A 26,452-nucleotide genomic window follows, 5' to 3' on the forward strand; every position below is an offset into this window, starting at 1 on the left:
CGACTAAACCCTTTCCACTCTACATGGCCCCCCCTACAACGGCCGCGATGCCGCCGGTTGCGTCAGCCCCATCATCCGCTTGGCCGCCAACACCAGCCAGCAGGCGAGGATGAAGGGTGCGGTCATGGCCGGCAGGCCGATGTCCGCGAACCAGGGTTGCAGCATGACGCCCAGCGCGATGCCCGCCAGGGCGCACCAGGGGCGACGGAAATCCTTGCCCAGGGCCAGGGCGATCAGCGCGCCGTTGAGGCTGAACAGGCCACCCAGCGCCGCTTGCTCGGGCATGCCCAGGAGCTGCGCGAGGAGCAGGGCGACGGTCGAGCCCAGCAGCGCCCAGAGCGCCACCCGCCAGCCGGCGAGGAAGAGGGCGGCCAGCACCAGGGCGCCTGCCACCGGCCGGTCGAGGAAGATCACCTGGCCGATGCCGCGCACGATCGCCAGCGGCGTGTCGATCCAGCCGGGTTGCAGGGTTTCTGCGGCGATGGCGGCTGGCGTCAGTTCCAGCGGCCCGCCCAGGGCCAGCAGCAGCCAGCCGAGGCCGACGAAGGGCGAGGTGTAGGCCGGCAGCCAGTTGTGTTGGCGCACCGCCTTGAGCAGCGGATTCAGTGCCAGGCTGGAAAGGCCGCCGGCGCAGAGGATCAGCAGTGCCAGGTAGAGCGAGGGCTCGAAGCGGGCGCTGAGCAGCAGGCCCAGGAGCGCACCGTTGTAGCCGTAGAGGCCGGCCTCGATGTCTTCGCGGGCATAGCGCCGGCGCACGGCGGTGAGCCAGGACGTGGCGCCGCCGAGCAGGGCGCCGCCCAGCAGGCTCGGTGCGCCCACGGCGATGGCGAGCAGGATCAGCGCGCCGCAACCGGGATGGTGCTGGAGGAAGATCTGGCTGAAACCGTTCAACTGGGCGGAAGCCCAGCTACGGACTTCGGGTCGTAGAGGCAGTTGGTACATGGCAGCTTGCAAAAAAGAAGCGCCCGCTAAGAGGGCGCCGACTAACTGACGATGACGCCAGGTTTGGGAGGAACACAAGCCGCAAGCCTCAAGCTGCAAGCCGCGAGAAGAAGCGCTTCTTCTTGCAGCTTGAGGCTTGTAGCTTGCAGCTTTTCAGTCCAGGGTTTCGATGCGCAGGCTGTTGGTAGTACCCGGCTGCCCGAAAGGCACGCCGGCAGTGATCACCACGGTGTCGCCACGCTTGGCCATGCCCTGGGCCTGGGCGATCTCCAGCGCGGTGCTGGTGACTTCCTCGACCTTGTGCAGGCGTTCGTTGACGACCGAATAGATGCCCCAGGCCACGGTCAGGCGACGCGCGGTCTCGAGGTTCGGCGTCAGGCTCAGGATCGGCGCCTTGGGCCGCTCGCGGGAAGCACGCAGGCTGGAGCTGCCGGACTCGGTGTAGTTCACCAGGGCGGCCACCGGCAGGATGCTGCTGATGCGGCGGATGGCGCAGCTGATGGCGTCCGAGGCGGTGGCTTCGGCTTGCGGGCGGCTGACGTCGAGCTGGTTCTGGAAGTCCGGGCCGTTCTCCACCTGGCGGATGATCTTGCTCATCATCTGCACGGTTTCCAGCGGGTAGTCGCCGGAAGCGGTCTCGGCGGAGAGCATCACCGCGTCGGTGCCTTCGGCCACGGCGTTGGCGACGTCGGTCACTTCGGCGCGGGTCGGGGCCGGGGAGAAACGCATGGATTCCAGCATCTGGGTGGCCACCACCACCGGCCGGCCGAGCTGGCGGCAGGTGCGGATGATGTCTTTCTGGATGCGCGGCACATTCTCTGCCGGCACTTCCACGCCCAGGTCGCCACGGGCAACCATGATCGCGTCGCAGAGACGGGCGATCTCTTCCAGGTGCACCACGGCGGACGGTTTCTCGATCTTCGCCATGAGGAAGGCGCGGCCCTGGATCAGCTCGCGGGCTTCGACGATGTCTTCCGGGCGCTGGACGAAGGACAGGGCGACCCAGTCGACGCCCAGCTCCAGGCCGAACGCCAGGTCGCGACGGTCCTTGGCGGTCAGCGGGGAGAGCTGCAGCACCGCTTCCGGCACGTTGACGCCCTTGCGGTCGGACAGCTCGCCGCCGGCGATCACGCTGGTCTCCACCGCGTCGGCGTGCTTGGCGGTCACCTGCAGGCGCAGGCGGCCGTCATCCAGCAGCAGGTTCATGCCCGGTTCCAGGGCTTCGATGATCTCGGGGTGGGGCAGGTTGACGCGCTGGGCGGTGCCCGGGGTGGTGTCCAGGTCTAGGCGGAAGGCCTGGCCGCGTTCGAGGTTGACCTTGCCGTCGGCGAAACGGCCCACGCGCAGTTTCGGGCCCTGCAGGTCCATGAGGATGCCGATGGGGTAGTTCAGCTGGCGCTCGACTTCGCGCACCCACTGGTAGCGCTGGGCGTGGTCGGCGTGCTCGCCGTGGCTGAAGTTCAGGCGGAACAGGTTGACGCCGGCTTCCACCAGTTGGCGGATGTCGTCGATGCCTTTGATCGCCGGCCCGAGGGTGGCGAGGATTTTCACTTTCTTGTCAGGCGTCATTTTTCAGGGCTCTCGAGGATCAGGATGGCGCGGAAGTCATTGACGTTGGTACGGGTCGGCTCGGTGACGATGAGGTCGCCGAGGGCGGCGAAATACCCGTATCCGTTGTTGTTGTCCAGCTCATCGCTGGCGGACAGGCCCTGCCTGGCGGCGCGGGCGTAGCTTTCCGGGGTCATGAGGGCGCCGGCATTGTCTTCCGAACCGTCGATGCCATCGGTGTCGCCGGCCAGGGCGTAGACGCCCGGCAGGCCCTTGAGGGTATTGGTCAGGCTCAGCAGGAACTCGGCGTTGCGCCCGCCACGGCCGTCGCCGCGCACGGTCACCGTGGTCTCGCCGCCGGAGAGGATCACGCAGGGCGGCTTGATCGGCTGGCCGTGCAGCACCACCTGGCGGGCGATGCCGGCATGGACCTTGGCCACCTCGCGCGACTCGCCTTCCAGGTCGCCGAGGATCAGCGGGGTGAGGCCGGCGACGCGCACCTTCTCTGCGGCGGCGTCGAGGGACTGCTGGGGCGTGGCGATCAGCTGGAAGTGGCTGCGGGCGAGGCAGGGATCGCCCGGCTTGACGGTTTCCGAGCGCGGGTCCTGCAGCCAGGCGCGGACGTGGGCCGGCACTTCGATCGCATAGCGGGCGAGGATCGCCAGGGCTTCGGCGGAGGTGGTCGGGTCGGCCACGGTCGGGCCGGAGGCGATCACCGTGGCCTCGTCGCCGGGCACGTCGGAGATGGCGTAGGTGTAGACGGTGGCCGGCCAGCAGGCCTTGGCCAGGCGGCCGCCCTTGATCGCCGAGAGGTGCTTGCGCACGCAGTTCATCTCGGAGATGGAGGCGCCGGACTTCAGCAGGGCCTTGTTGATCGCCTGCTTGTCCTTGAGGGTCAGGCCCTCGGCCGGCAGGGCCAGCAGGGAGGAACCACCGCCGGAAAGGAGGAAGATCACCCGGTCGGATTCGGTGAGATTGCTGACCAGCTTCAATACGCGCTGGGCGGTTTCCAGGCCGGCAGCATCGGGCACCGGGTGCGCGGCTTCCACCACCTCGATCTTCCGGCAATCGGCGCCGTGGCCATAGCGGGTCACCACCAGGCCGGAGATCTCGCCCTGCCATTCGCGCTCGATTACTTCGGCCATGGCCGCGGCGGCCTTGCCGGCGCCGATGACGATGACGCGGCCGGAACGGTCGGCGGGCAGGTGGTCGGCCAGCACCTGGCGCGGGTGGGCAGCGGCGATGGCGGTGGCGAACAGGTCGCGCAGGAAGGTTTTGGGATCGAGGGACATGGCGGGCTCCAGGCTTCTGGATTCTTGTTGTAGGGCGGCGTGCCGGCGAACGGCGTCGCCGGGCGTATCTGGCCGATTTCAGTCCGGAACCGCCGCGCACAGCGGCTCGGGACTGGAATCGACCTTCCTGGCCTTTGGCGCCGTGTCACCGCCGGCCAGGAGGGTCGAAAGGGGTCGCAGGATGGATCGAACTCACGGTTCCCGTCAGGGGAGCTGCCGGCTCGATGGGTATCGCTTCGCTCAACCCATCCTACGAAACATCACTCCTCGCGGATCGAGAAGTTGGCCATGTGCTCCAGGCCCTTGATCAGCGCGGAATGGTCCCAGTTGCTGCCGCCGATGGCCGCGCAGGTGCTGAATACCTGCTGGGCATTGGCGGTGTTCGGCAGGTTCAGGCCCAGTTCGCGGGCGCCGGACAGTGCCAGGTTCAGGTCCTTCTGGTGCAGGCTGATGCGGAAGCCCGGGTCGAAGGTGCCCTTGATCATACGCTCGCCGTGGACTTCGAGGATCTTGGAACCGGCGAAGCCACCCATCAGCGCCTCGCGTACCTTGGCCGGGTCGGCGCCGTTCCTGGCGGCGAACAGCAGGGCTTCGGCGACGGCCTGGATGTTCAGGGCGACGATGATCTGGTTGGCCACCTTGGCGGTCTGGCCGTCACCGTTGCCACCCACGCGGGTGATGTTCTTGCCCATGGCCTGGAACAGCGGCAGGGCGCGTTCGAAGGCGTTCGGGCAGCCACCGACCATGATGCTCAGGGTAGCGGCCTTGGCGCCTACTTCACCGCCGGATACCGGGGCGTCCAGGTAGGCGGCGCCGGTGGCCTTGATCTTCTCGGCGAAGGTCTTGGTGGCAGAGGGGGAGATGGAGCTCATGTCGATCACCACCTTGCCGGCGCCAACGCCTTCGGCCACGCCGTCCTTGCGGAACAGCACGTCTTCGACCTGGGGGGTGTCCGGAACCATGATGATGATGAACTCGGCTTCCTGGGCCACTTCCTTCGGGTTGGCCAGGCCGACGCCGTTGTCGCCCAGCAGCTCAGCCGGGGCCTTGTCGAAGTGCTCGGAGAAGAACAGGGTGTGGCCGGCTTTCTGCAGGTTCTGAGCCATGGGCTTGCCCATGATGCCGGTGCCGATGAATCCGATCTTGGCCATGTGGTGTACCTCGTTCTTAGATGGCGTTATGGGTTTTCAGCCAGCCGAGGCCAGCGACGGTGGTGGTGGCCGGCTTGTATTCACAGCCGATCCAGCCCTGGTAGCCGATGCGGTCCAGGTGCTGGAAGAGGAAGCGGTAGTTGATCTCGCCAGTACCCGGCTCGTTGCGGCCCGGGTTGTCGGCAAGCTGCACATGGTTGATCGCGGCGAGGTTGGACTCGACGGTGCGCGCCAGGTCTCCTTCCATGATCTGCATGTGGTAGATGTCGTACTGCAGGAACAGGTTGGCGCTGCCGACCTTCTCGCGGATGGCCAGGGCCTGCCTGGTGTTGTTCAGGTAGAAGCCGGGGATGTCGCGGGTGTTGATGGCTTCCATCACCAGCTTGATGCCGGCGGCCTCGAGCTTCTCGGCGGCGTATTTCAGGTTGTCGACGAAGGTCTGCTCGACGGTCGCGCAGTCGACGCCCTGCGGGCGGATGCCGGCCAGGCAGTTGATCTGGGTGTTGCCCAGGACCTTGGCGTAGGCGATGGCCTTGTCGACGCCGGCGCGGAACTCTTCCACGCGGTCGGGGTGGCAGGCGATGCCACGCTCGCCCTTGCCCCAGTCGCCGGCGGGCAGGTTGAACAGCACCTGTGTAAGCGCATTGGCGTCCAGGCGGGCGCGGATTTCCTCCACCGGGAAGTCATAGGGGAAGAGATATTCGACACCGCTGAAGCCGGCTTCGGCGGCAGCGGCGAAACGGTCCAGGAAGTCCACTTCGGTGAACAGCATGGACAGGTTGGCGGCAAAACGGGGCATGAATGTCTCCTTATTGTTCCCTTCTCCCTTTGGGAGAGGGGTTAGGGGTGAGGGTTCCCTCTCCCCCGCCCCTCTCCCGCAAGCGGGGGAGGGGAGGAAAACCCTTCTCCTGCCACGAACAGGAGAGGGGAGTCAGTCAATCCAGCAGCGAGATGGCGGTCGGGGCGTCGGCGCCGGTCAGGGCCAGTTCCTCGAACTCGTTGATGGCGTTGATCTCGGTGCCCATGGAGATGTTGGTGACACGCTCCAGGATGACCTCGACCACCACCGGCACGCGGAACTCTTCCATCAGCTGCTTGGCCTTGGCGAAAGCGGCCTGCAGGTCGTTGGCGTCGTGCACGCGGATCGCCTTGCAGCCCAGGCCCTCGACCACAGCGACGTGATCCACGCCGTAGCCGTTGAGTTCCGGCGCGTTGACGTTCTCGAAGGACAGCTGCACGCAGTAGTCGATCTCGAAGCCGCGCTGCGCCTGGCGGATCAGGCCCAGGTAGGAGTTGTTCACCAGTACGTGGATGTAGGGCAGGTTGAACTGCGCGCCCACGGCCAGCTCTTCGATCATGAACTGGAAGTCATAGTCGCCGGACAGCGCCACGACCGGACGGCTCGGGTCGGCCTTGACCACGCCGAGGGCCGCCGGAACGGTCCAGCCCAGCGGGCCCGCCTGGCCGCAGTTGATCCAGTGGCGCGGCTTGTAGACGTGCAGGAACTGCGCGCCGGCGATCTGCGACAGGCCGATGGTGCTGACGTAGCAGGTGTCCTTGCCGAAGAACTCGTTCATCTCTTCGTACACGCGCTGCGGCTTGACCGGCACGTTGTCGAAGTGGGTCTTGCGCTGCAGGGTGCGCTTGCGCTCGCGGCAGGATTCGACCCAGGCGCTGCGGTCCTTCAGCTTGCCGGCGGCCTTCCACTCACGGGCGACTTCCAGGAAGGCGTCCAGGGCGGAGCCGGCGTCGGAGACGATGCCCAGATCCGGGGTGAATACGCGGCCGATCTGGGTCGGTTCGATGTCCACGTGGATGAAGCGGCGGCCCTGGGTGTAGACATCGACGGAACCGGTGTGGCGGTTGGCCCAGCGGTTGCCGATGCCGAATACCAGGTCGGACTCCAGCAGGGTGGCGTTGCCGTAGCGGTGCGAGGTCTGCAGGCCGCACATGCCGGCCATCAGCGGGTGGTCGTCGGGAATGCTGCCCCAGCCCATCAGGGTCGGGATGACCGGCACGCCGGTCAGTTCGGCGAACTCCACCAGCTTGGCCGAGGCGTCGGCGTTGATGATGCCGCCACCGGCGACCAGCAGCGGGCGCTCGGCGTCGTTCAGCATGGCCAGGGCCTTCTCGGCCTGGACGCGGCTGGCGGACGGCTTCTGTACCGGCAGCGGCTGGTAGGCGTCGATGTCGAATTCGATCTCGGCCATCTGCACGTCGAACGGCAGGTCGATCAGCACCGGGCCGGGGCGGCCGCTGCGCATTTCATAGAAGGCCTTCTGGAAGGCGTAGGGCACCTGGCCCGGCTCCAGGACGGTGGTGGCCCACTTGGTCACCGGCTTGACGATGCTGGTGATGTCGACGGCCTGGAAGTCTTCCTTGTGCAGGCGTGCACGCGGGGCCTGGCCGGTGATGCAGAGGATCGGGATGGAGTCGGCGGATGCCGAGTACAGGCCGGTGACCATGTCGGTGCCGGCGGGGCCGGAGGTACCGATGCAGACGCCGATGTTGCCCGGGTTGGTACGGGTGTAGCCCTCGGCCATGTGCGAGGCGCCTTCGACGTGACGGGCCAGTACATGGTCAATGCCGCCGATCTTGTTCAGGGCCGCGTACAGCGGGTTGATGGCGGCGCCGGGGATGCCGAACGCGGTGTCGATGCCTTCGCGGCGCATCACCAGGACGGCAGCCTCGATTGCTCTCATTTTGGCCATGTTTTGTGCCTCTTTCTTGTGAAAATTGTATACAAGCTACGTGGCTGGATTCTATTCAGCTGCTGACTGAAGGGTCAAGGCCATTTGTGAGGTCAAAGGTCGCAGGGCACCGACTCTTTTAAAACGCCCGTTTCAAGGGGCTCTCACAGGCTCATCAGAACGCTGACAGAAATACTGTATACAAAAAATAATATGATTGTATCTATGTGTTGATTTTTTTGTGTTCGGTGGGATAGTGGTCTACAGCTTTCGGATGCGTCGCAGGACGGGCTGGAAAATGCCCGCGTGGTCGTAGGAACTCCTGTAACCGAGGCCCGGACGACGCCGCACAAGGTTCAACCACTCACGAGGAACGCTTGAAAATGACCACCCTGACCCTGGAAACCGCTGTGAGCATTTCCAACCACGCCCTGGCCGTTGGGCGCGACCTGCGCACTGCGCCGCTGACCATCGCGGTGCTGGATGCCGGCGGCCATCTCATCACCCTGCAGCGCCAGGACGGCGCCAGCATGCTTCGGCCGCAGATCGCCATCGGCAAGGCCTGGGGCGCCGTGGCCCTGGGCAAGGGTTCGCGCCTGATCGCCGCCGACGCCCAGCAGCGTCCAGCCTTCATCGGTGCGGTGAACAACCTGGCCGACGGCAACCTGGTGCCGGCGCCAGGTGGCGTGCTGATCCGCGATGGTCAGGGAGAGGTGATCGGCGCCATCGGCATCAGTGGCGATACCTCGGACATCGACGAGCAATGCGCGGTGAGCGCGGTGGAAGCGGCCGGCCTGAAGGCGGATGCCGGCGCGGCGTGAGGAATGATGGGGGCCGCTGCGCGGCCCTCAGCGAATGAATTCGCCCCCACAGGGTTGGTGCCAGCCGGCGCCTATCTTGCGGGGGCGAAACGCTTCTGGGGTGAATGCTTTTTGTAGGGGCGAATTCATTCGCCAAGCAGTCCGAAGGGCTGCCCTATCCGGTTATTGGTGTGGAGAGGAGGACGGGGGGGGCCGCTGCGCGGCCCTTGGCGAATGAATTCGCCCCCACAGGGTTCGTGTCATCCGGCACCTGCCCTGTGGGGGCGAAACGCTTTTTGTGGGGGCGAATTCATTCGCCAAGCAGCCCGAAGGGCTGCCCTATCCGGTTATTGGTGTGGAGAGGAGGACGGCGGGGGCTGCTGCGCAGCCCTTGGCGAATGAATTCGCCCCTACAAGGTTCAGGCGCTCTTGGCCTGGGTCGTTTCCTCGACTTCGCAGCCCTTGATCACCAGGCGGATGATGGTTTCCGCTGCGGCGTCATAGTCGGCCTCGCTGAGGCTGGCCTTGCCGGTGACGGTGGAGATCTGCCAGTCGAAGTCGGCGTAGGTCTGGGTCGCCGCCCAGATGCTGAACAGCAGGTGGTGGGGGTCGACCTTGGCCATCAGGCCCTGGTCGATCCAGTGCTGGATGCACTCGATGTTGTGCTTGGCCTGCAGGTTGAGCTGCTCGGTCTGCTCCGGGGAGAGGTGCGGGGCGCCGTGCATGATCTCGCTGGCGAACACCTTGGAGGCGTAGGGCAGGTCGCGGGAGATGCGGATCTTCGAGCGGATGTAGGCGGTCAGCACCTCATGGGGATGGCCGGCCTGGTTGAAGGGCGCGGATGCCTGCAGGAGCGGCTCGACGATGCTCTCCAACACCTCGCGATAGAGGTTCTCTTTCGACTTGAAGTAGTAGTAGACGTTGGGCTTGGGCAGGCCGGCCTTGGCCGCGATGTCGCTCGTCTTGGTGGCGGCGAACCCTTTGTCGGCGAATTCCTCGCTGGCCGCGCGCAGGATCAGGTCTCTGTTGCGCTCGCGAATGCTGCTCACATCGGCTCCTTCTTTGGCTCGCCGAAGCGCCAGGAAGGCCGGCCGGCGAGAGGTCGGGCATGTTATCACCCGCATCGAAGCGCTCTCAAGCGAGCCACTGGATGAATTTACTGTATACAAAAAGTTTTGATTCTGTTTCCATTCGGCATCCGTCCATGTCACCGGAGCCCTGTCCGGTGTGTGTTGCGGCAGACGTCACCCATGCAAGACAACCACTTGCTCGACCCCTTCGGGCGTCGAATTTCCTACCTGCGTCTCTCGGTCACCGACCGTTGCGACTTCCGTTGCACCTATTGCATGAGCGAGGACATGGTCTTCGCTCCCCGGGCGCAGATCCTCAGTCTTGAAGAGCTTTATGCCGTCGCCGATGCCTTCATTGGTCTCGGGGTGACGCGTATTCGCATCACCGGCGGCGAGCCACTGGTGCGCAAGGGACTGACCTCGCTGCTGGCGCGCCTGGGCAAGCGTGCCGAGCTGGAAGACCTGGCCATTACCAGCAATGGCTCCCAGCTCGGGCACATGGCGCCCGAGTTGCGAGCGGCTGGCGTGACCCGCCTGAACATCAGCCTCGATTCCCTGCAGCGCGAGCGTTTCGCCGCCTTCACACGCCGCGACCGCCTCGACCAGGTGCTGGCCGGGATCGATGCCGCGCGCGAAGCGGGCTTCCGTCGCATCAAGCTGAACACCGTGGTGCAGAAAGGCCGCAACGATGACGAGGTCGAGGACCTGGTGGCCTTTGCGGTGGAGCGCGGGCTGGACATCAGCTTCATCGAGGAAATGCCGCTCGGCAGCGTTTCCAGCCATGAGCGCAAGGTCACCCTGTGCACCTCGGACGAGGTGCGCCAGCGGGTGGAGCGGCGCTTCCAGCTGCTGCCCAGCAGCTACCGCACCGGCGGGCCGTCGCGCTACTACCAGGTGGTCGGCAGCGAGACCCAGGTCGGCTTCATCTCACCCCACAGCCGCAACTTCTGCGGCGACTGCAACCGCGTGCGCGTCACCGCCGAAGGCAAGCTCGTGCTCTGTCTCGGCCACGAAGGCGCGCTGGACCTCAAGGCGCTGATCCGTCGCCATCCCGGTGACGGCGAGCGGCTGCGCGCGGCGTTGATCGACGCCCTCAGGCTCAAGCCCGAGCGGCACCATTTCGATGCGGACTCGCAGGTTCAAGTCGTGCGTTTCATGAGCATGACCGGCGGCTGACCGGAATCCGTAACGCTTCATCCGAACTTGCGATGCCGCTTTCGTAGGGTGCGCCGTGCGCACCGAAACCTTCCTGCCTGACTACCGGTGCGCACGGCGCACCCTACAAGGAGCCCTGTATGGCCAAGACACTCTTGATCAAGAACGCCGACCTGCTGGTAACCATGGATGGCCAGCGCCGGGAAATCCGACAGGGCGGGATGTTCATCGAGGACAACCGCATCAAACAGGTCGGGCCGAGCGCGGAGCTGCCGCAGACCGCCGACGAAGTCCTGGACATGAAGGGCAAGATCGTCATCCCCGGCCTGGTCAACACCCATCACCACATGTACCAGAGCCTCACCCGCGTGGTGCCGGCAGCCCAGGACGGCGAGCTGTTCAACTGGCTGACCAACCTCTACCCGATCTGGGCGCGGCTGACCCCGGAGATGATCCAGGTCTCCACCCAGACCGCCATGGCCGAGCTGATCCTCTCCGGTTGCACCACCTCCAGCGACCACCTCTACATCTATCCCAACGGCTGCAAGCTGGATGACAGCATCCACGCCGCCGGCGAGATCGGCATGCGCTTCCACGCCGCGCGCGGCAGCATGAGCGTCGGCCGCAGCCAGGGTGGCCTGCCGCCGGACGAGGTGGTGGAGAAGGAAGCGGACATCCTCAAGGAATCCCAGCGCCTGATCGAGGACTACCATGATGCCTCCCACGGTTCGATGCTGCGGGTGGTGGTGGCGCCGTGCTCGCCTTTCTCGGTGAGTCGCGACCTGATGCGCGAAGCCGCGGTGCTGGCGCGCCAGTACGGCGTGTCGCTGCACACCCACCTGGCGGAAAACGTCAATGACATCGCCTACAGCCGCGAGAAATTCGGCATGACCCCGGCCGAGTACGCCGAGGACCTGGGCTGGGTCGGCCACGACGTCTGGCACGCCCACTGCGTGCAGCTGGACGAGCATGGCATCGAGCTCTTCGCCCGCACCGGCACCGGCGTCGCCCATTGCCCCTGCTCGAACATGCGCCTGGCCTCGGGCATCGCCCCGGTACGGCGCATGCGCGATGCCGGCGTGCCGGTGGGCCTGGGGGTGGATGGCTCGGCCTCCAACGATGGCGCCAGCATGATCGGTGAAGTGCGCCAGGCGCTGCTGTTGCAGCGGGTCGGCTTCGGCCCGGACGCCATGACCGCCCGCGAGGCCCTGGAAATCGCCACCCTGGGCGGTGCCAAGGTGCTCAACCGCGACGATATCGGCGCCCTGGCGCCGGGCATGGTGGCTGACTTCGTCGCCTTCGATCTCAACCATGTCGCCTATGCCGGCGCCTTGCACGATCCGCTGGCGGCGCTGGTGTTCTGCACCCCGAGCCATGTCTCCACCAGCGTGATCAACGGCAAGGTGGTGGTGCGTGACGGCCAGATCGTCACCGTCGATCTGCCGCGCGTGCTGGAGCGCCATAACCGCCTGGCGCGACAACTGGTGTCGGGCGAGTGACGCAGTGGCGGGGGCGGGCAGACCCCGCTCCCCGCCGATTCGTGCCCATGTGAAAACAAGGAGAAGGTAATGAAGCCTCAGGTTTTCGGCTGGCTGGCTGCCAGTCTGCTGTCCGTCGACACCGCCCTGGCCCAGACCTATGTGGTCGGGGTCGAGAAGCAGTCTTTCCAGCCCCACTACTGGGTCAGCGACGAGGGTCAATACCAGGGCTTCGCCCGTGACCTGCTGGACCTCTTCGCCCGCAATTCCGGGCTGGATATCCAGTACCTGCCACTGCCGGTCAACCAGCTCACCCGACACCTGCTCAACAGCAGTGTCGATTTCAAATATCCGGACAACCCGAACTGGGCGCCCGACCTGAAGGGCGACAAGCCCATCGCCTACAGCGCCCCGGTGGTGGAGTACGTGGACGGCGTGCTGGTGGCGCCCAAGCGGCAGGGTAGCGGCGTCGACCAGCTCGGTCGGCTGGCGGTGGTGGACGGCTGGACGCCGTGGGCCTACGAGGCGCGCATCGAGGCCGGCCAGACCGAGGTGGTGCGTAGCGCCGACCTGGGCCAGATGATCAAGCAGGCGATGAAGCAGCAGGCCGACGGCGCCTACTACAACGTGGTGGTGGCCACCTATTACCTGGACAACATCCGCGCCCGTCCCGGTGCCCTGGTGTTCGATCCGAAACTGCCCCACACCCGCGGCACCTTCAATCTTTCCAGCCTCAAGCATCCGGAGCTGGTGGCGCGCTTCGACCGTTTCCTCGCCGAGCACCGGCAGGAGGTGGACGCCCTCAAGGCGCGTTACCAGGTGGAGGCCAACCTGGACTCCGAGTTCCTCGGCATGGAGCAGTGGAAGATCGATTTCCTCAAGCGGCAGAAGGAGAAGGCCAATCCTTGAGCGGGCCCGTTCCAGAGCCGTCCGGTAGCTTTATCCGGTCAATTGGCTGGAGATTTTGTACACAATTCTGAAAGAAACTGTTGTTTGCGATGTTCACAACGTGTATATAGTTCGAAAAATCCTGACCGCCAGATCAGCTTTTTCAGAAGCAACTGCATGGGGTGTCCATCTCCACCCTGTAAGCCCACGACCGAAAACAACAATAGGCAGGCTTTACCCATGAGTTCGTTCGACATTTCCGGGGCTCGCCCCGAACGCCATCGCCTGGATGATGCTCCTGCATCCTGGCGCTCACGCGCGGGCTGCACTCGACAGCGCACGACGCCGTTCCTGGCCACCTTTGCTCCGCAGGCATCGGCAAACGCCGCTGCCCGCGCCGTTGAATTCGATTTCCCGACTTCCATCATCGAGGTTCTGCCGAACCTCCTGGACGCAGCCGAACAGCGCAACGCTGAAGACAGCCCGTCCGGCGCCGCCCGCCATTCTCGCCTCGGCCTGACCGGCTGACGCACGGCGCGCGCACCTCTCTCCAATCCCGAGCCCCCTGCGACCTGCCCTGATCACGAGGCGGGCTTCGGGTGGGCGCGGGACGGAAAAACCTGAAACCCACTACAACAAGGGAACAACCATGAATGCCAAGTATCTGCCGCACTGCCTCGCCCTCACGACCGGAATGCTCGCGGGCGGCCAGGCCATCGCCGGTGACCTGCTGTTCTGGCAGAACAACAGCCTGACCTACCTCTACGGCCAGAACTACAAGATCAACCCGGAGATCCAGCAGACCGTGACCTTCGAGCATGCGGACGGTTGGAAGTACGGCGATAACTTCTTCTTCCTGGACAAGATCTTCTACAACGGCGACAAGGACCCCCTGGTCGGCGACAACACCTATTACGGCGAATTCCAGCCGCGCCTGTCGCTCGGCAAGATCTTCGACCAGAAGATCCAGTTCGGCCCGGTGACCGACGTGCTGCTGGCCATGACCTACGAGTTCGGCGAGGGTGACGTGGAGTCCTACCTGATCGGCCCGGGTTTCGACCTGGCCATCCCCGGCTTCGACTTCTTCCAGGTCAACTTCTACAACCGCCAGACCGATGGCAGCCGCCCGGGCGATGACGTCTGGCAGATCACCCCGGTGTGGAGCTACACCATCCCGGTGGGCAATTCCGACATCCTGATCGACGGCTTCATGGACTGGGTGGTGGACAACGATGAGAACGACCGCGGCACCTACCACGCCAACCTGCACTTCAACCCGCAGGTGAAGTACGACCTGGGCAAGGCCATGGGCTGGGGCGAGAAGCAGCTCTACGTCGGCTTCGAGTACGACTACTGGAAGGACAAGTACGGCATCGACAGCGAGAGCTTCCTTGGCGACGAGATCCTCGACGGCACCGACCAGAACACCGCCAGCCTGCTGGTCAAGGTGCATTTCTGATCGCATCGGGGAAAAAGACCGGGGGAAGGCGCGGTGCGCCTTACCCCGGCTGGAAGGGGAGGGGAATCATGCCTGTTCCTGTAGGGGCGAATTCATTCGCCAAGGGCCGCGCAGCGGCCCCCGGCCGGGTGTTGCGCCATGCGGCAGCGGCAGGCCTGCGGCCTGCTTGGCGAATGAATTCGCCCCTACAGAGGAGATCGTCTCTTCGGGAACGGCCCCGCCTTTCGGTCAGTCAGGTATCAGAAGGTGATTTCCATGTTCACCGTCGGCGTCGAGGTGCGGCTGCCGCGACCGCCGTCCACGCCGAACTTGTTGTGCCAGTACTCGTAGCCAACCCCCAGCCAGAGGTTGGGCTTGCGCTTGGCGCCGGGGAAGGTGGCCACCATCAGCGAGGTGCGCATCAGGGTTTCCGGTGCGGTGTCCTTGTCGAAATAGTCTTCGCCCTTTTCGCCGACATAGTTGACGAAACCCTGGAACTTGGCGTCGTGGTCGCCCAGCTGGAAGGGCTTGAGCCAGGTCAGGTTGACCATGTAGGTGGCGTCGAAGGTGTGGTCCGGATGCTTGGCGCCGGGAATGCCCGAATGGTTCTTCTCGCGGTAGTAGAACAGGCTCAGGTCGAGGACGCCGGCACCGTTGAGCTTCAGCGTCGGGCCGAATACCAGGGCACGCTTCTTCGCCGACGCGCGATTGTTGTTGCGGTTGGCGTCGAAGCCGAAGGTGAAGGCGTAGTCCTTCACCAGGCCGGTGCCCAGCGGCTGGTCGAACACCCGCGAGGCGAACAGCTGGTGCCGGTACACCGCGTAGACCTCGCTGCCGCCATGATCGGTTCCCTTGCGCGGGTCGCGGCTGTCGGAGAGGAACACATCCAGGTTGAAGAAGTTGCTGCCGTAGCGGTAACCGTCGGCGTGGGTGAAGCTGTAGATGCGTTTGGCGAACTTGTCCGGGTTGTTCGGGTTGGTGAACTGCTGGCCGTAGCGGAAGCCGACGCTGTTGTTCATCCATTCGAAGACTTTGCCCTGTTCGGCGGCGAAGCCGGCCGGGCTGGCGACGAGCAAAGCGGCGCCAAGCGCCAGGCTGGGGTAGCGAAGCATTCAGGTGTTCCTTCTTGTTGTATTTCTGAAAACACACCGAGACCTGCACGGAGTCTCCGCGTGGCCGGAATGGTCGTGCGCGGGGCACGGCCCGGTAGCTGGGGCAGGTTTAAAAGAGCCCGCCGGGTAGGCGGGCTATGGAGTCCCGGAAAAACCTCTTGGGTTCAGCCGGATGGGAGCGAACTCGTTCAGTGGGCAGCGCACTGCCGGCTGCGTTCCTTCTCGCCGAGGATGTTGAACAGCAGGTTGAGGGTGAGGGCGCTGACCGTGGCCATGGCGATGCCGCTATGGGTGATGGGCTCCATCCAGTGCGGCAGGTGGGCGAAGAACTCCGGACGCACCACCGGGGCCATGCCCATGCCGATGCTCACGGCCACCAGCAACTGGTTGCGCCGGTCGGTGATGTCCGCTTCGTGAAGGATCTTGATGCCGGTGGCGGCGACCATGCCGAACATGGCGATGCCGGCACCTCCAAGCACCGCAGGCGGGATGGAGGCGACCAGGAAGGCGGCCTTCGGCAGCAGGCTGAGGCCGATCAGGAAACCTCCCGCCGCCACCGTCACATAGCGGCTGCGCACACCGGTCATCTGTACCAGGCCGATGTTCTGGGCGAAGGACGAATGGGTGAAGGTGTTGAAGAAGCCCGCCAGGAAGGAGGCGCCGGCGTCGCACATCAGGCCGCGGCGCAGGGCGTTGGGGCAGACCTCGCGGCCGGTGATCTTGCCCAGGGCCAGGAACATGCCGGTGGACTCGACGAAGATGATCACCACCACCAGGCACATGGACAGCACCGAGGCCAGCTCGAACTTCGGCATGCCGAAATGCAGCGGCTCCACCACCTGGAACCAGGGCGTCTGGTCCAGGCCGTTGAGGTCGACCATGCCGCAGGCGCCGGCCAGGGCGTAGCCCAGGGCCATGCCGATCAGTACCGAGACATTGACCCAGAAACCCTTGAGGAAGCGGTTCACCAGCAGAATCGTGCCCAGCACCAGGGCGGCGATGGCCAGGTACTCCAGGGCGCCGAACTGGGTGGCCTGGTTGCCGCCGCCAGCCCAGTTGACCGCAACCGGAAAGAGGCTGAGGCCGATGGAGGTGATCACGGTGCCGGTCACCAGGGGCGGGAAGAAGCGCACGATGCGCGACATGAAGGGGGCGAGCAGCAGGCCGAAGGCGCCGGCGGCGATGGTGGCGCCGAAGATGCCCTGGATACCGACACCGGGCATCCCGGCCATCACCACCATGCTGCCGACGGCGGCGAAGCTTGCGCCCATCATCACCGGCATGCGGATACCCACCGGGCCGATGCCGATGGACTGCACTATGGTGGCGATGCCGGCGACCAGCAGGTCGGCATTGATCAGGAAGGCGATTTCTTCGCGGGACAGGCCGGCGGCCTGGCCGACGATCAGGGGTACGGCAACGGCGCCGCCGTACATCAGCAGGACGTGCTGGATACCGACGAGCAGCAATTGCATCAGGGGCAGGCGCTGGTCAGCGGGCGAAAGGGCGGTTTCCCGCTCTGTCGGAGTGGTCATGCAACACCTCTGGCGATTTTGTTCTTGTATGTCGCTTGGCAATGCCGCACCTCGTGGGCGCGGCGTGCCAGGTATTCATGTTGCTGGCCCCGGCGTGTGGCCAGGGCGGATGCCGCGGATAAAAAAAGCCTGCCTGGGGGCAGGCTTGTAAAACGCGGACCCTGCTTGGGGTCAGGATCCGCCGTGGTCCTGCTCAGTTGGTCTTGGCACCCTGGGCGATCCAGCGACCGATCAGGTCACGCTCTTCCTGGGTCATCTGGGTGATGTTGCCCAGCGGCATGATCTGGCTGGCGACGGCCTGGGCCTGGATCTTCGGTGCGAGCATCTGGATCTGCTGCGGGGTGTCGAGCATGACGCCGCCCGGCGCCGAGGTGAACATCGGGCTGGTGGGCTTGGCGGAATGGCAGACGGCGCAGCGTTCCTGGATCACGCTGTGGACCTTGTCGAAGCTCGCCGTGCCGTTGCCGGCCTGGGCGGGTGCGGCGGCTTGCGGCTGGCTTTCGCTGGAAGCGGGGGCTGCCGGAGCTGCAGCGGGGGCGGCTTCTTCCTGGTGGGCCGGTGCGACGGCGACAGTCGGTTCGGCGGCCTTGTAGTTCGGCGCGGTGACGAAGGCCAGGCAGATCATGCCCAGGGCGCCGGCCGGCAGGGTCCAGGCGAACTTGTTGCTGTCGTGGCGGGTGTTGAAGTAGTGGCGCACCAGTACCGCGATCACCGCGATCCCGGCCAGGATCAGCCAGTTGTACTGGCTGCCGTAGGTGCTCGGGAAGTGGTTGCTGATCATGATGAACAGCACCGGCAGGGTGAAGTAGTTGTTGTGGCGCGAACGCAGCAGGCCCTTGGCCGGCAGCACCGGATCGGGGGTGCGGTTCTCTTCGATGGCCTTAACCAGCGCGCGCTGGGCCGGCATGATGATGCGGAACACGTTGCCGACCATGATGGTGCCGATCAGCGCGCCGACGTGGATGTAGGAACCACGGCCGCTGAACACATGGGTGAAGCCCCATGCGGCGCCGACCACCAGCACGAACAGCACCAGGCCCAGCAGGGCGGGGGTCTTGCCCAGCGGCGAGTCGCAGAGGAAGTCGTAGATGAACCAGCCTGCGACCAGCGAACCGATGCCGATGGCGACGGCGGCAGCCGGGGAAATGTCCACGCCGGGGGCGATCAGGTACAGGGTCGGGTTCAGGTAGAACACCACGGTCAGCAGGGCGACGCCCGACAACCAGGTGAAATAGGCTTCCCATTTGAACCAGTGCAGGTTGTCCGGCATTTTCGGCGGGGCGAGCTTGTACTTCTCCAGGTGGTAGATGCCGCCACCGTGGATGGCCCAGAGGTCGCCCGACAACCCTTCGCGAGGGTTGGAGCGATTGAGGTTGTTCTCAAGCCAGACGAAATAGAAGGACGCGCCGATCCAGGCGATGCCGGTGATCATGTGAACCCAGCGAATGCCCAGGTTCAGCCATTCGGTCAAATGTGCTTCCACAGTTGTTACCTCTTTCCCGCGGACCGGCACGCCGATCCTTGGGCTTCTCTTATTAGTGGTGGGGATCGAGGAGGAGCTGCTCGTCCTCGGTGAAGTAATGCTCATCGCAGTTGTTGCCGGAACCGCTGCGATCAACCACCAGGAAGTCATCCCGCTTTTCGATCGTCAGCACCGGGTGGTGCCAGACGCCGCGATGGTAATTAACGCCCTGCCTGCCATTGGAAATGAAGGCACGGACCAAGCCCGGTACAGGTGCATCGCCAAGTGGCGCGACCACGACCAGAAAGGGGTTGCCGAGCAGCGGGATGAAGGCCTGGCTGCCCAGCGGATGTCGTTCCAGCATGCGGATGCGCAAGGGCATCTCGAGGGATTCGGCGCTGAAGATGCTGATGATCGCCTTGTCGTCCGGCTGGGCGGTCTCGACCGTGGCCAGCTTGTGGTAACGGCGGGTGGAGCCGTTGTTGATCATGAAGTACTCGCTGCCGTCGGTTTCGATCACATCGCCGAAGGGTGCGAAGGCTTCTTTGGTCAGGGGCTCGATCTTCAGGGTTCGCATGGCTGTTCTACTGGTTCGTTGCTGGTTCCCGTCCCGCTGCGCGGGGAGGGTCCGGAAGGGGAGGTGGTCTTCCATCCTCCCTCCTGGCTCTCCGGATCGGTGGAGAGCCGATGGGCGGGCGGCGGCCCGCCCAGGGCCTGGATAGGTGCGGCGCGGCTGCGGCTTACATCTGCTGCAGACGGAACAGCGCGATCTTGTTGATCTCGGCCAGGGCCCGGTTGAACTCGGCTTCGGGGGAGTTGTGGATGCGCTCCTCGAAGGCCGCCAGGATCTGGTGCCGGTTGCTGCCTTTCACCGCCATGATGAAGGGGAATCCGAACTTGGCCTTGTAGGCGTCGTTCAGCTCGGTGAAGCGCGCAAACTCTTCAGCCGTGCACTCATGGATACCGGCACCGGCCTGTTCGCTGGTGCTGGCCTCGGTCAGCTCGCCACGGACGGCAGCCTTGCCGGCCAGGTCCGGGTGAGCGTTGATCAGCGCCAGCTGGGATTCGTGGCTGGCGCTGAGCAACAGGTCGGCCATGCGCTGGTGCAGGCCGTCGATCTCGTCAATGCTGCCGTCCTGGCCCAGGTCGAAGGCTTTCTCGGCTACCCAGGGCGAATGCTCGTAGATATCGGCGAACGCCTTGACGAAGGCATCGCGGGAGAGGGTGGACGGGGTCAGGGTCTGGAAGCGGCTCATTTCGCTTGCTCTTTGAAAGGGTGGGTGGCGTGCCAGTGGCGGGCGATGTCGGCGCGGCGGGCGAACCAGACCTTCTCATGGCCTTTCACGTAGTCGATGAAGCGCGCCAGGGAGGCGAGGCGAGCCGGACGGCCCAGCAGGCGGCAGTGCATGCCGATGGAGAGCATTTTCGGCGCGCCGGCGGCGCCTTCGGCGTAGAGCACGTCGAAGGCGTCCTTCAGGTACTCGAAGAAGTCGTCGCCCTTGTTGAAGCCCTGCACCTGGGTGAAACGCATGTCGTTGGTGTCCAGGGTGTAGGGGATGACCAGGTGCGGCTTTTCGGCGGTGCTGGCCGGGTCCCAGTAGGGCAGGTCGTCGTCATAGGTGTCGGAGTCGTAGAGGAAACCGCCTTCCTCCATCACCAGGCGCCGGGTATTCGGGCTGGTGCGGCCGGTGTACCAGCCCACCGGGCGTTCGCCGGTCAGTTCGGTGAGGATGCGGATGGCTTCGAGCATGTGCTCGCGCTCCTGGGCCTCGTCCATGTACTGGTAATCGATCCAGCGATAGCCGTGGCTGCAGATCTCGTGGCCGGCCTCGACCATGGCGCGAATGGCTTGCGGATGGCGCTGGGCGGCCATGGCCACGGCGAAGATGGTCAGCGGGATGTCATGGCGCTTGAACAGCTCGAGCAGGCGCCAGACGCCGACGCGGCTGCCATATTCGTAGAGGGATTCCATGCTCATGTTGCGCACGCCCTGCAGCGGCTGGGCGGCCACCATCTCGGACAGGAAGGCTTCGGACTCCTTGTCGCCATGGAGCACGTTGCGCTCGCCGCCTTCTTCGTAATTCAGCACAAAGGACAGGGCGATGCGGGATTCACCCGGCCATTGCGGGTGTGGAGGGTTGTTGCCGTAACCGATCAGGTCGCGTGGGTAATCAGCGCTCACTGCAGTCTTCCTTCTTGTCTGTTGGGCGATCGGCGGCAGCCTGGGAAGTGGTGCGCGACCGTGGATGGGGTGATTGTATACAAACTGTCGTGAGTTTTGTAAATCAAAACTTTGTCGAAATCGTCATCTGTCGATCAGACAGGAAACCTGCCCATGTGGTCAGAAGCTGAAGGCGGAAGGCTTGGCCCCTGGCCGATGGGCGCAAATCCGCATTGGCTGCGGGATGGCTGCAGTCCAGCAGGATTTTTGCTAGATATTGTGTACAATTTTTTGAGTTTATGTCTTACATTTCGTCAGTCGCATGTTATCCTGCGCACCATACCGGGCCCCTGGCCCTGTCCACGCACCGATTTCAACAAGCAGAGGAGGTGTGGCGTTCCGATCCTGGCCCTCGCTGCGGCCCGGTGGACGCCCAGCGAGCAATGGGACGTTTGACCACGCATGTACTGGATGCCGCCCACGGCTGCCCTGGCCGTGACATCAAGATCGAGCTCTACCGCGTGGAAGGCGCGGGCCTGGAGCTGGTCGCCACCACCACCACCAACGACGACGGCCGCTGCGATGCGCCCCTGCTGCAGGGCGCCGACTACCAGAGCGGTGTCTACCAGATCCATTTTCACGCCGGCGATTATTACCGCGCCCGTGGCGTGAAGCTCGCCGAGCCCGCTTTCCTGGATGTGGTCGTACTGCGTTTCGGTATCTCCGCCGAGCAGGACCACTATCACGTGCCGCTGCTGATCTCTCCCTACAGCTACTCCACCTATCGCGGCAGCTAGATCCCGATTCTCGTTACCCTCGACTCACTGGAGTCTCTTACGGCCCGTTCACACTGCGGGCCTTTTTTTCGTCTGCAGGAAAGTGCCATGCCGGAAAAAAGAAGCCCGGCACAAGGCCGGGCTGAAACGCATCACGGGGAGATGCGCAAGGGAGTGCGGTATTTCCGGAAGAAAACCCGGTCGCCAGCCCAAGGGGCTGTGCAGGCGCATCGGATGCATGTCGGATAAGGGAGGAGTCTAGGCGGCAATCGCCATTTCGTTGGGCAGTGGTCGGAAATCGCCCGGAGCTGTCGTTGCTGGATAAAGGAGCAGCGGCACATTACGCAACCGGGGAAAGTCGATGCATAACCCCGATGGTTGGCCCACTGTAGGGTGCGCCGTGCGCACCAGCGATTGAACGATGCGCGGTGGCCGATCCCACTCGGTGCGCACGGCGCACCCTACCTGCTCCGGGATGCTTCCTTATTGGGGACCAGAAGCATTTCCACGTTCTACGAACGTGCAAACGAAAAGGCCCTGCCGCGATGCAGCAGGGCCCGGTGTTGCGTTGCCGGAGTCAGAGGAAGATGAACTTGGCGACGAAGATGGCGCAAAGGGCATACAGGCTGACGGAGACATCCTTGTACTTGCCGGTGAAGGCCTTCATCGCCACGTAGGTCACGAAGCCCAGGGCGATGCCATCGGCGACCGAGAAGGTCAGCGGCATCATGATCACGGTGACGATGGCCGGGATGGTCTCGGTGTGTTCCTTCCAGTCGATGTGAGCCATGCCGCCCATCATCAGCATGGCGACGTAGATCAGCGCGCCGGCGGTGGCGTAGGCGGGGATCATGCCGGCCAGCGGAGCGAAGAACATCGCGGCGATGAAGAGCACGCCCACGGTCACCGCGGTCAGGCCGGTGCGGCCGCCGGCGGCGACGCCCGCGGCGCTTTCCACGTAGCTGGTCACCGGCGGTACGCCGAGCACGCCACCGAAGACGCTGGAGGCGCTGTCCGCCTTCATGGCCCTGGACAGGTTCTCGATGCGACCGTCTTCCTGCACCAGGTTGGCACGCTGGGCAACGCCCATCAGAGTGCCGGCGGTGTCGAACATGTGCACGAAGAGGAAGGCCAGGATCACGCTGACCATGGTGACGTCGAAGGCGCCGGTGATATCCATGGCCATGAAGGTCGGGGCCAGGCTCGGCGGCATGGAGAACACGCCGCCGAACTTGACTATCCCCAAGCCCACGCCGATCAGGGTCACGGTGAGGATGCTGATGAGGATGCCGCCGAAGATCCGACGGTACTCCAGCACCGCGATCATCAGGAAGCAGATGGCGGCCAGCAGCGGACCGGGGGAGGTCAGGTCACCGATGTGCACCAGGGTGGCCGGATGGGCGACCACGATGCCGGCGGTCTTCAGGCCGATCAGCCCGAGGAACAGCCCCACGCCCGCGCCCATGGCGAAGCGCAGACTGCTGGGGATGCTGTTGAGCAGCCATTCGCGGATGCGCGAGAAGGTCAGGATCATGAACAGCACGCCGGAGAGGAACACCGCGCCGAGCGCGATCTGCCAGCTGTAGCCCATGGTGTTGACCACGGTGTAGGTGAAGAAGGCGTTCAGGCCCATGCCCGGCGCGAGGCCGACCGGCCAGTTGGCGTAGAGCCCCATGAGGAGACAGCCGAAGGCTGCGGCGAGACAGGTGGCAACGAAGGCCGCGCCATGATCGATCCCGGCATCGGCCATGATGTTCGGGTTGACGAAAATGATGTAGGCCATGGTGATGAAGGTCGTCAGGCCTGCAGCCAGTTCGGTCTTCACGGTGGTGCCGTGAAGGCTGAGCTTGAAGAGACGTTCAAGCAGACCGGTGGCGGGCGGTGTAGCGGCGTACGTTCCTTGTTCTTGTTGTTTGATGCTTTCCACAGCGTGGTACTCCTCATCTCTTTTGTTTTGATCACCCAGAGCCTGGAGCTGGCTCCGGACTGACTGAGGCGGATGGCGTGAGTGGTGCACTTCCTCCAATACTTGACCTCAGGGTCAGGAAGTCACGGCGCGATTATGCCTTTGTATACAAAAAAAACAAATAATGTTTTCAATGTTCGATAAATCGAACCAATCCCCGAAAGCTGACTTTCTGGACAGGTTTTGCCGCGACAATTTGCACCCTAACGAACTAACTAAATTGTTAAAAAACAATGAGTTACGAATTCGTGTGAACTGCTGGGCGGTGGCGGGAGGGAAGGGGAAAAGGACGGAATGGAGCAGATACGGCCGTGCTTATGAGAAAAAAGTGTAGGAAAAAACCGCCATTGGTCTTCTCGGTCCTCCGCGGAAATGACGGAATCGGATCCTTCCGGAAAACCTGTGCAACTGGTCAGGAAATTGACGTGACATGCGGCGAATCTGTTCAAGGCGGGATGATTGTGTACAATATCTCTCGCTTTTTCCCTGATTTCCCTCGCTGACAGACCTGATCAGCCCGGCGGAGAGGGGCAAAAAGGGCCCTGGAAGACCGCCGACCCACTGACGTGAGCCCCCATGAACGAACAGTTGCAGCCACTGAAGAAGCAGCCGCGCAGCGCCAAAAGCACCCGCAGCGGCACGCAGGACGACGTCGTCTACGCGCATATTTTCGATGCCATTCTCGAGCAACGCCTGGCCCCCGGCACCAAGCTGAGCGAAGAGGCCCTGGGCGAGATATTCGGCGTAAGCCGTACCATCATCCGCCGCGCACTGTCGCGCCTGGCCCATGAAGGCGTGGTATTGCTGCGGCCGAATCGTGGCGCCGTGGTGGCCAGTCCCAGCGTCGAGGAAGCCCGCGAGATCTTCTACGCCCGCCGCCTGGTGGAGCGCGCCATCACCGAACTGGCGGTGGAGCACGCCACCGCCGAGCAGCTGCAGGAATTGCGGCAGATGGTCAACGAGGAGCAGGCCTGCTTCTCCCGTGGCGATCGTGGTGCCGGCATCCGCCTGTCCGGCGAATTCCACCTGAAACTGGCCGAGGCGGCGAAGAACGCGCCCCTTGTGAGCTTCCAGCGCAGCCTGGTGTCCCAGACCTCGCTGATCATCGCCCAGTACGAGAGCGGCAGCCGCTCCCACTGTTCCTTCGATGAGCACAATCGCCTGATCGACGCCATCGAGTCCCGCGATGCCGAGCGCGCGGTGATGCTGATGATGCATCACATGGACCATATCGACGACAAGCTGAACCTCGACGAAGGCGGCGCCTCGGACGACCTGCACGCGGTGTTCTCGCACCTGTTGCAGACCAAGAAGAAGCCCGGCCGCGGCACGCCCCGCAGCGCCTGATCCGGCTCCAGCAGAAAACCCCGCAATGCGGGGTTTTTTGTTGGGGATGGGGAATCCATTGTGGGGGCGAATTCATTCGCGATGCAGGCCGAAGGCCTGCCTGCCGGTACAGCCTATCCAGGGGACCGCTTTGCGGTCCTTAGCGAATGAATTCGCCCCCACAGGAAGAGCACCAAAAGAAAACCCAATCAACCGCGCTGATGCACGCTGCGGCCGGCGGCGAAGGTTTCCTTCACGGTGCGGTCGTCGCCGAGGATGGTCAGGGCGAACAGCTTCTCAGGAAGGCTCGTAGCCTGCTGCAGGCGGTAGTCCAGCAGCGGGGTGGCCTTGTAGTCGAGGACCACGAAGTCCGCATCCTTGCCGGCCTGGAAGTTACCGATCTTGTCGTCCAGGTAGAGCGCGCGGGCGCCGCCCAGGGTGGCCAGGTAGAGGGACTTGAAGGGGTCGAGCTTCTTGCCCTGCAGCTGCATCACCTTGTAGGCCTCGTTCAGCGATTGCAGCTGGGAGAAGCTGGTGCCGGCGCCCACATCGGTGCCCAGGCCAACGCGCACACCGTGCTCTTCCAGCTTCTGCAGGTCGAACAGGCCGCTGCCGAGGAAGAGGTTGGAGGTGGGGCAGAAAGCCACCGCCGAGCCGGTTTCCGCCAGGCGCTTGCATTCGTCGTCGCACAGGTGCACGCCGTGGGCGAACACCGAGCGCTGGCCGATCAGCCTGAAGTGGTCATAGACGTCCAGGTAGCCCTTGCGTTCGGGGAACAGCTCCTTGACCCAGTCGATCTCCTTGCGGTTCTCCGACAGGTGGGTGTGCATGTACAGGCCCGGGTACTCGGCGAACAGCTTGCCGGCCAGCTCCAGTTGCTCCGGGGTGCTGGTGGGGGCGAAGCGCGGGGTCACCGCATAGTGCAGGCGGCCCTTGCCGTGCCAGCGCTCGATCAGCTCCTTGCTGTCGGCATAGCCCGATTCCGGCGTGTCGGTGAGGTAGTCCGGGGCGTTGCGGTCCATCAGCACCTTGCCGGCGATCATCCGCAGATCCAGCGCCTGCGCGGCTTCGAAGAAGGCGTCCACCGACTCCTTGTGCACGGTGCCGAACACCAGGGCGGTGGTGGTGCCGTTGCGCAGCAGTTCCTTGAGGAAAATGCCGGCGACGTCAGCGGCATGGGCCTTGTCGGCGAACCGCTTTTCGGTGGGGAAAGTGTAGGTGTTCAGCCAGTCCAGCAGCTGCTCGCCGTAGGAGGCGATCATGCCGGTCTGCGGGAAGTGGATATGGGTGTCGATGAAACCGGGGGTGATCAGGGCGTCGCGGTATTCGCGCACCTCGACGCCGGCGGCCAGGCCCGGCAGCAGGGTCTTGGCGTCGCCCAGAGCGGCGATGCGACCGTCTTCCACCACCAGCAGGCCGTCTTCGAAGTACTGGTAGGACTGCTCGGCGCCCACCAGGGCGGGGTCGGCGATGCTGTGCAGGATGGCGGAGCGGTAGGCGGTTACGTGGCTGGTCATGTCAGTCTCGTTCATTACTGGTTCGGCTTTTGGCTCCCTCTCCCTTTGGGAGAGGGCTGGGGTGAGGGATGTCCGGTCACGCGCTTGCGGTGGTTTCCCTCATCCGGCGCTTCGCGCCACCTTCTCCCGGAGGGAGAAGGGAAAA

General features: G+C 64.3%; 23 protein-coding genes. 8 read left to right on the top strand and 15 right to left on the bottom strand.

Annotation, left to right across the window (positions count from 1 at the left end):
• Window positions 1–33 precede the first annotated feature (33 nt).
• From ACFPU0_RS09130 to gcl, 6 genes are all read right to left on the bottom strand, one after another.
• Window positions 34–942, bottom strand: a complete 909-nt coding sequence (locus tag ACFPU0_RS09130) for an urea transporter (RefSeq protein WP_377692602.1) — start codon at window positions 940–942, stop codon at window positions 34–36.
• 153 nt (window positions 943–1,095) lie between these two features.
• Window positions 1,096–2,511 (bottom strand): pyruvate kinase, encoded by a 1,416-nt coding sequence (gene pyk / locus ACFPU0_RS09135; protein ID WP_377692603.1) that lies wholly within the window; start codon window positions 2,509–2,511, stop codon window positions 1,096–1,098.
• Window positions 2,508–3,782, bottom strand: a complete 1,275-nt coding sequence (locus tag ACFPU0_RS09140) for a glycerate kinase type-2 family protein (RefSeq protein ID WP_377692604.1) — start codon at window positions 3,780–3,782, stop codon at window positions 2,508–2,510. The genes pyk and ACFPU0_RS09140 overlap by 4 nt, the downstream gene beginning before the upstream one ends.
• A gap of 260 nt (window positions 3,783–4,042) precedes the next feature.
• On the bottom strand, window positions 4,043–4,933 hold the full coding sequence (locus ACFPU0_RS09145; RefSeq protein WP_377692605.1) for a 2-hydroxy-3-oxopropionate reductase: 891 nt from the start codon (window positions 4,931–4,933) through the stop codon (window positions 4,043–4,045).
• A gap of 16 nt (window positions 4,934–4,949) precedes the next feature.
• Window positions 4,950–5,732 (bottom strand): hydroxypyruvate isomerase, encoded by a 783-nt coding sequence (hyi, locus tag ACFPU0_RS09150; protein ID WP_377692607.1) that lies wholly within the window; start codon window positions 5,730–5,732, stop codon window positions 4,950–4,952.
• 136 nt (window positions 5,733–5,868) lie between these two features.
• Complete coding sequence (gene gcl / locus ACFPU0_RS09155; RefSeq protein WP_377692608.1) at window positions 5,869–7,644, bottom strand: glyoxylate carboligase; 1,776 nt, start codon at window positions 7,642–7,644, stop codon at window positions 5,869–5,871.
• A gap of 362 nt (window positions 7,645–8,006) precedes the next feature.
• Here gcl and ACFPU0_RS09160 point away from each other — a divergent pair, with 362 nt between their 5' ends.
• Window positions 8,007–8,444: a GlcG/HbpS family heme-binding protein gene (locus ACFPU0_RS09160; RefSeq protein WP_377692609.1), complete on the top strand. Its 438-nt coding sequence runs from the start codon at window positions 8,007–8,009 to the stop codon at window positions 8,442–8,444.
• A gap of 398 nt (window positions 8,445–8,842) precedes the next feature.
• Here ACFPU0_RS09160 and ACFPU0_RS09165 read toward each other — a convergent pair whose 3' ends face one another.
• Complete coding sequence (locus ACFPU0_RS09165) at window positions 8,843–9,472, bottom strand: TetR/AcrR family transcriptional regulator (RefSeq protein ID WP_377692610.1); 630 nt, start codon at window positions 9,470–9,472, stop codon at window positions 8,843–8,845.
• Window positions 9,473–9,673: 201 nt separating this feature from the next.
• On the opposite strand from ACFPU0_RS09165, the gene moaA reads away from it, so the two are divergent.
• From moaA to ACFPU0_RS09190, 5 genes are all read left to right on the top strand, one after another.
• Window positions 9,674–10,669, top strand: coding sequence for a GTP 3',8-cyclase MoaA (gene moaA / locus ACFPU0_RS09170; RefSeq protein WP_377692611.1), 996 nt, complete (start codon window positions 9,674–9,676; stop codon window positions 10,667–10,669).
• A gap of 119 nt (window positions 10,670–10,788) precedes the next feature.
• On the top strand, window positions 10,789–12,147 hold the full coding sequence (locus ACFPU0_RS09175) for an 8-oxoguanine deaminase (protein ID WP_377692612.1): 1,359 nt from the start codon (window positions 10,789–10,791) through the stop codon (window positions 12,145–12,147).
• Window positions 12,148–12,216: 69 nt separating this feature from the next.
• Window positions 12,217–13,035 carry a substrate-binding periplasmic protein gene (locus ACFPU0_RS09180; protein WP_377692613.1) on the top strand — a complete coding sequence of 273 codons (819 nt, stop codon included), beginning with the start codon at window positions 12,217–12,219 and terminating at the stop codon, window positions 13,033–13,035.
• A 219-nt stretch (window positions 13,036–13,254) separates the two neighbouring features.
• Window positions 13,255–13,542, top strand: coding sequence for a hypothetical protein (locus ACFPU0_RS09185; protein WP_377692614.1), 288 nt, complete (start codon window positions 13,255–13,257; stop codon window positions 13,540–13,542).
• A gap of 121 nt (window positions 13,543–13,663) precedes the next feature.
• Window positions 13,664–14,473, top strand: coding sequence for an outer membrane protein OmpK (locus ACFPU0_RS09190; protein WP_377692615.1), 810 nt, complete (start codon window positions 13,664–13,666; stop codon window positions 14,471–14,473).
• 239 nt (window positions 14,474–14,712) lie between these two features.
• Here the strand turns inward: ACFPU0_RS09190 and ACFPU0_RS09195 are convergent, their stop codons facing one another.
• The 6 genes from ACFPU0_RS09195 to puuE form a co-directional block, all read right to left on the bottom strand.
• Window positions 14,713–15,564 (bottom strand): nucleoside-binding protein, encoded by an 852-nt coding sequence (locus ACFPU0_RS09195; RefSeq protein ID WP_377692616.1) that lies wholly within the window; start codon window positions 15,562–15,564, stop codon window positions 14,713–14,715.
• A 188-nt stretch (window positions 15,565–15,752) separates the two neighbouring features.
• Window positions 15,753–17,099: a nucleobase:cation symporter-2 family protein gene (locus tag ACFPU0_RS09200; protein WP_377692617.1), complete on the bottom strand. Its 1,347-nt coding sequence runs from the start codon at window positions 17,097–17,099 to the stop codon at window positions 15,753–15,755.
• Between the two features lie 193 nt (window positions 17,100–17,292).
• Window positions 17,293–18,582: a urate hydroxylase PuuD gene (locus tag ACFPU0_RS09205; protein ID WP_377692618.1), complete on the bottom strand. Its 1,290-nt coding sequence runs from the start codon at window positions 18,580–18,582 to the stop codon at window positions 17,293–17,295.
• A gap of 52 nt (window positions 18,583–18,634) precedes the next feature.
• Entirely contained in the window at window positions 18,635–19,138 is a 504-nt protein-coding gene (locus ACFPU0_RS09210; RefSeq protein WP_377692619.1) for an ureidoglycolate lyase, read from the bottom strand.
• A gap of 163 nt (window positions 19,139–19,301) precedes the next feature.
• Complete coding sequence (gene uraD / locus ACFPU0_RS09215; protein WP_377692620.1) at window positions 19,302–19,817, bottom strand: 2-oxo-4-hydroxy-4-carboxy-5-ureidoimidazoline decarboxylase; 516 nt, start codon at window positions 19,815–19,817, stop codon at window positions 19,302–19,304.
• On the bottom strand, window positions 19,814–20,743 hold the full coding sequence (gene puuE, locus ACFPU0_RS09220; protein WP_377692621.1) for an allantoinase PuuE: 930 nt from the start codon (window positions 20,741–20,743) through the stop codon (window positions 19,814–19,816). The genes uraD and puuE overlap by 4 nt, the downstream gene beginning before the upstream one ends.
• A 422-nt stretch (window positions 20,744–21,165) precedes the next feature.
• Here puuE and uraH point away from each other — a divergent pair, with 422 nt between their 5' ends.
• Window positions 21,166–21,519, top strand: a complete 354-nt coding sequence (gene uraH / locus ACFPU0_RS09225) for a hydroxyisourate hydrolase (RefSeq protein WP_377692622.1) — start codon at window positions 21,166–21,168, stop codon at window positions 21,517–21,519.
• Window positions 21,520–22,075: 556 nt separating this feature from the next.
• On the opposite strand, the gene ACFPU0_RS09230 is transcribed toward uraH, so the two are convergent.
• Complete coding sequence (locus tag ACFPU0_RS09230; RefSeq protein ID WP_377692623.1) at window positions 22,076–23,425, bottom strand: NCS2 family permease; 1,350 nt, start codon at window positions 23,423–23,425, stop codon at window positions 22,076–22,078.
• Window positions 23,426–24,040: 615 nt separating this feature from the next.
• Between ACFPU0_RS09230 and ACFPU0_RS09235 the strand changes: the two genes are divergently transcribed.
• Complete coding sequence (locus ACFPU0_RS09235) at window positions 24,041–24,811, top strand: GntR family transcriptional regulator (protein WP_377692624.1); 771 nt, start codon at window positions 24,041–24,043, stop codon at window positions 24,809–24,811.
• A gap of 188 nt (window positions 24,812–24,999) precedes the next feature.
• Here ACFPU0_RS09235 and guaD read toward each other — a convergent pair whose 3' ends face one another.
• Window positions 25,000–26,307, bottom strand: coding sequence for a guanine deaminase (guaD, locus tag ACFPU0_RS09240; RefSeq protein WP_377692625.1), 1,308 nt, complete (start codon window positions 26,305–26,307; stop codon window positions 25,000–25,002).
• Window positions 26,308–26,452 lie beyond the last annotated feature (145 nt).

Source organism: Pseudomonas sp. GCM10022186 (genome assembly GCF_042656385.1).
In the GTDB taxonomy this organism is placed as follows: Bacteria; Pseudomonadota; Gammaproteobacteria; order Pseudomonadales; family Pseudomonadaceae; genus Metapseudomonas.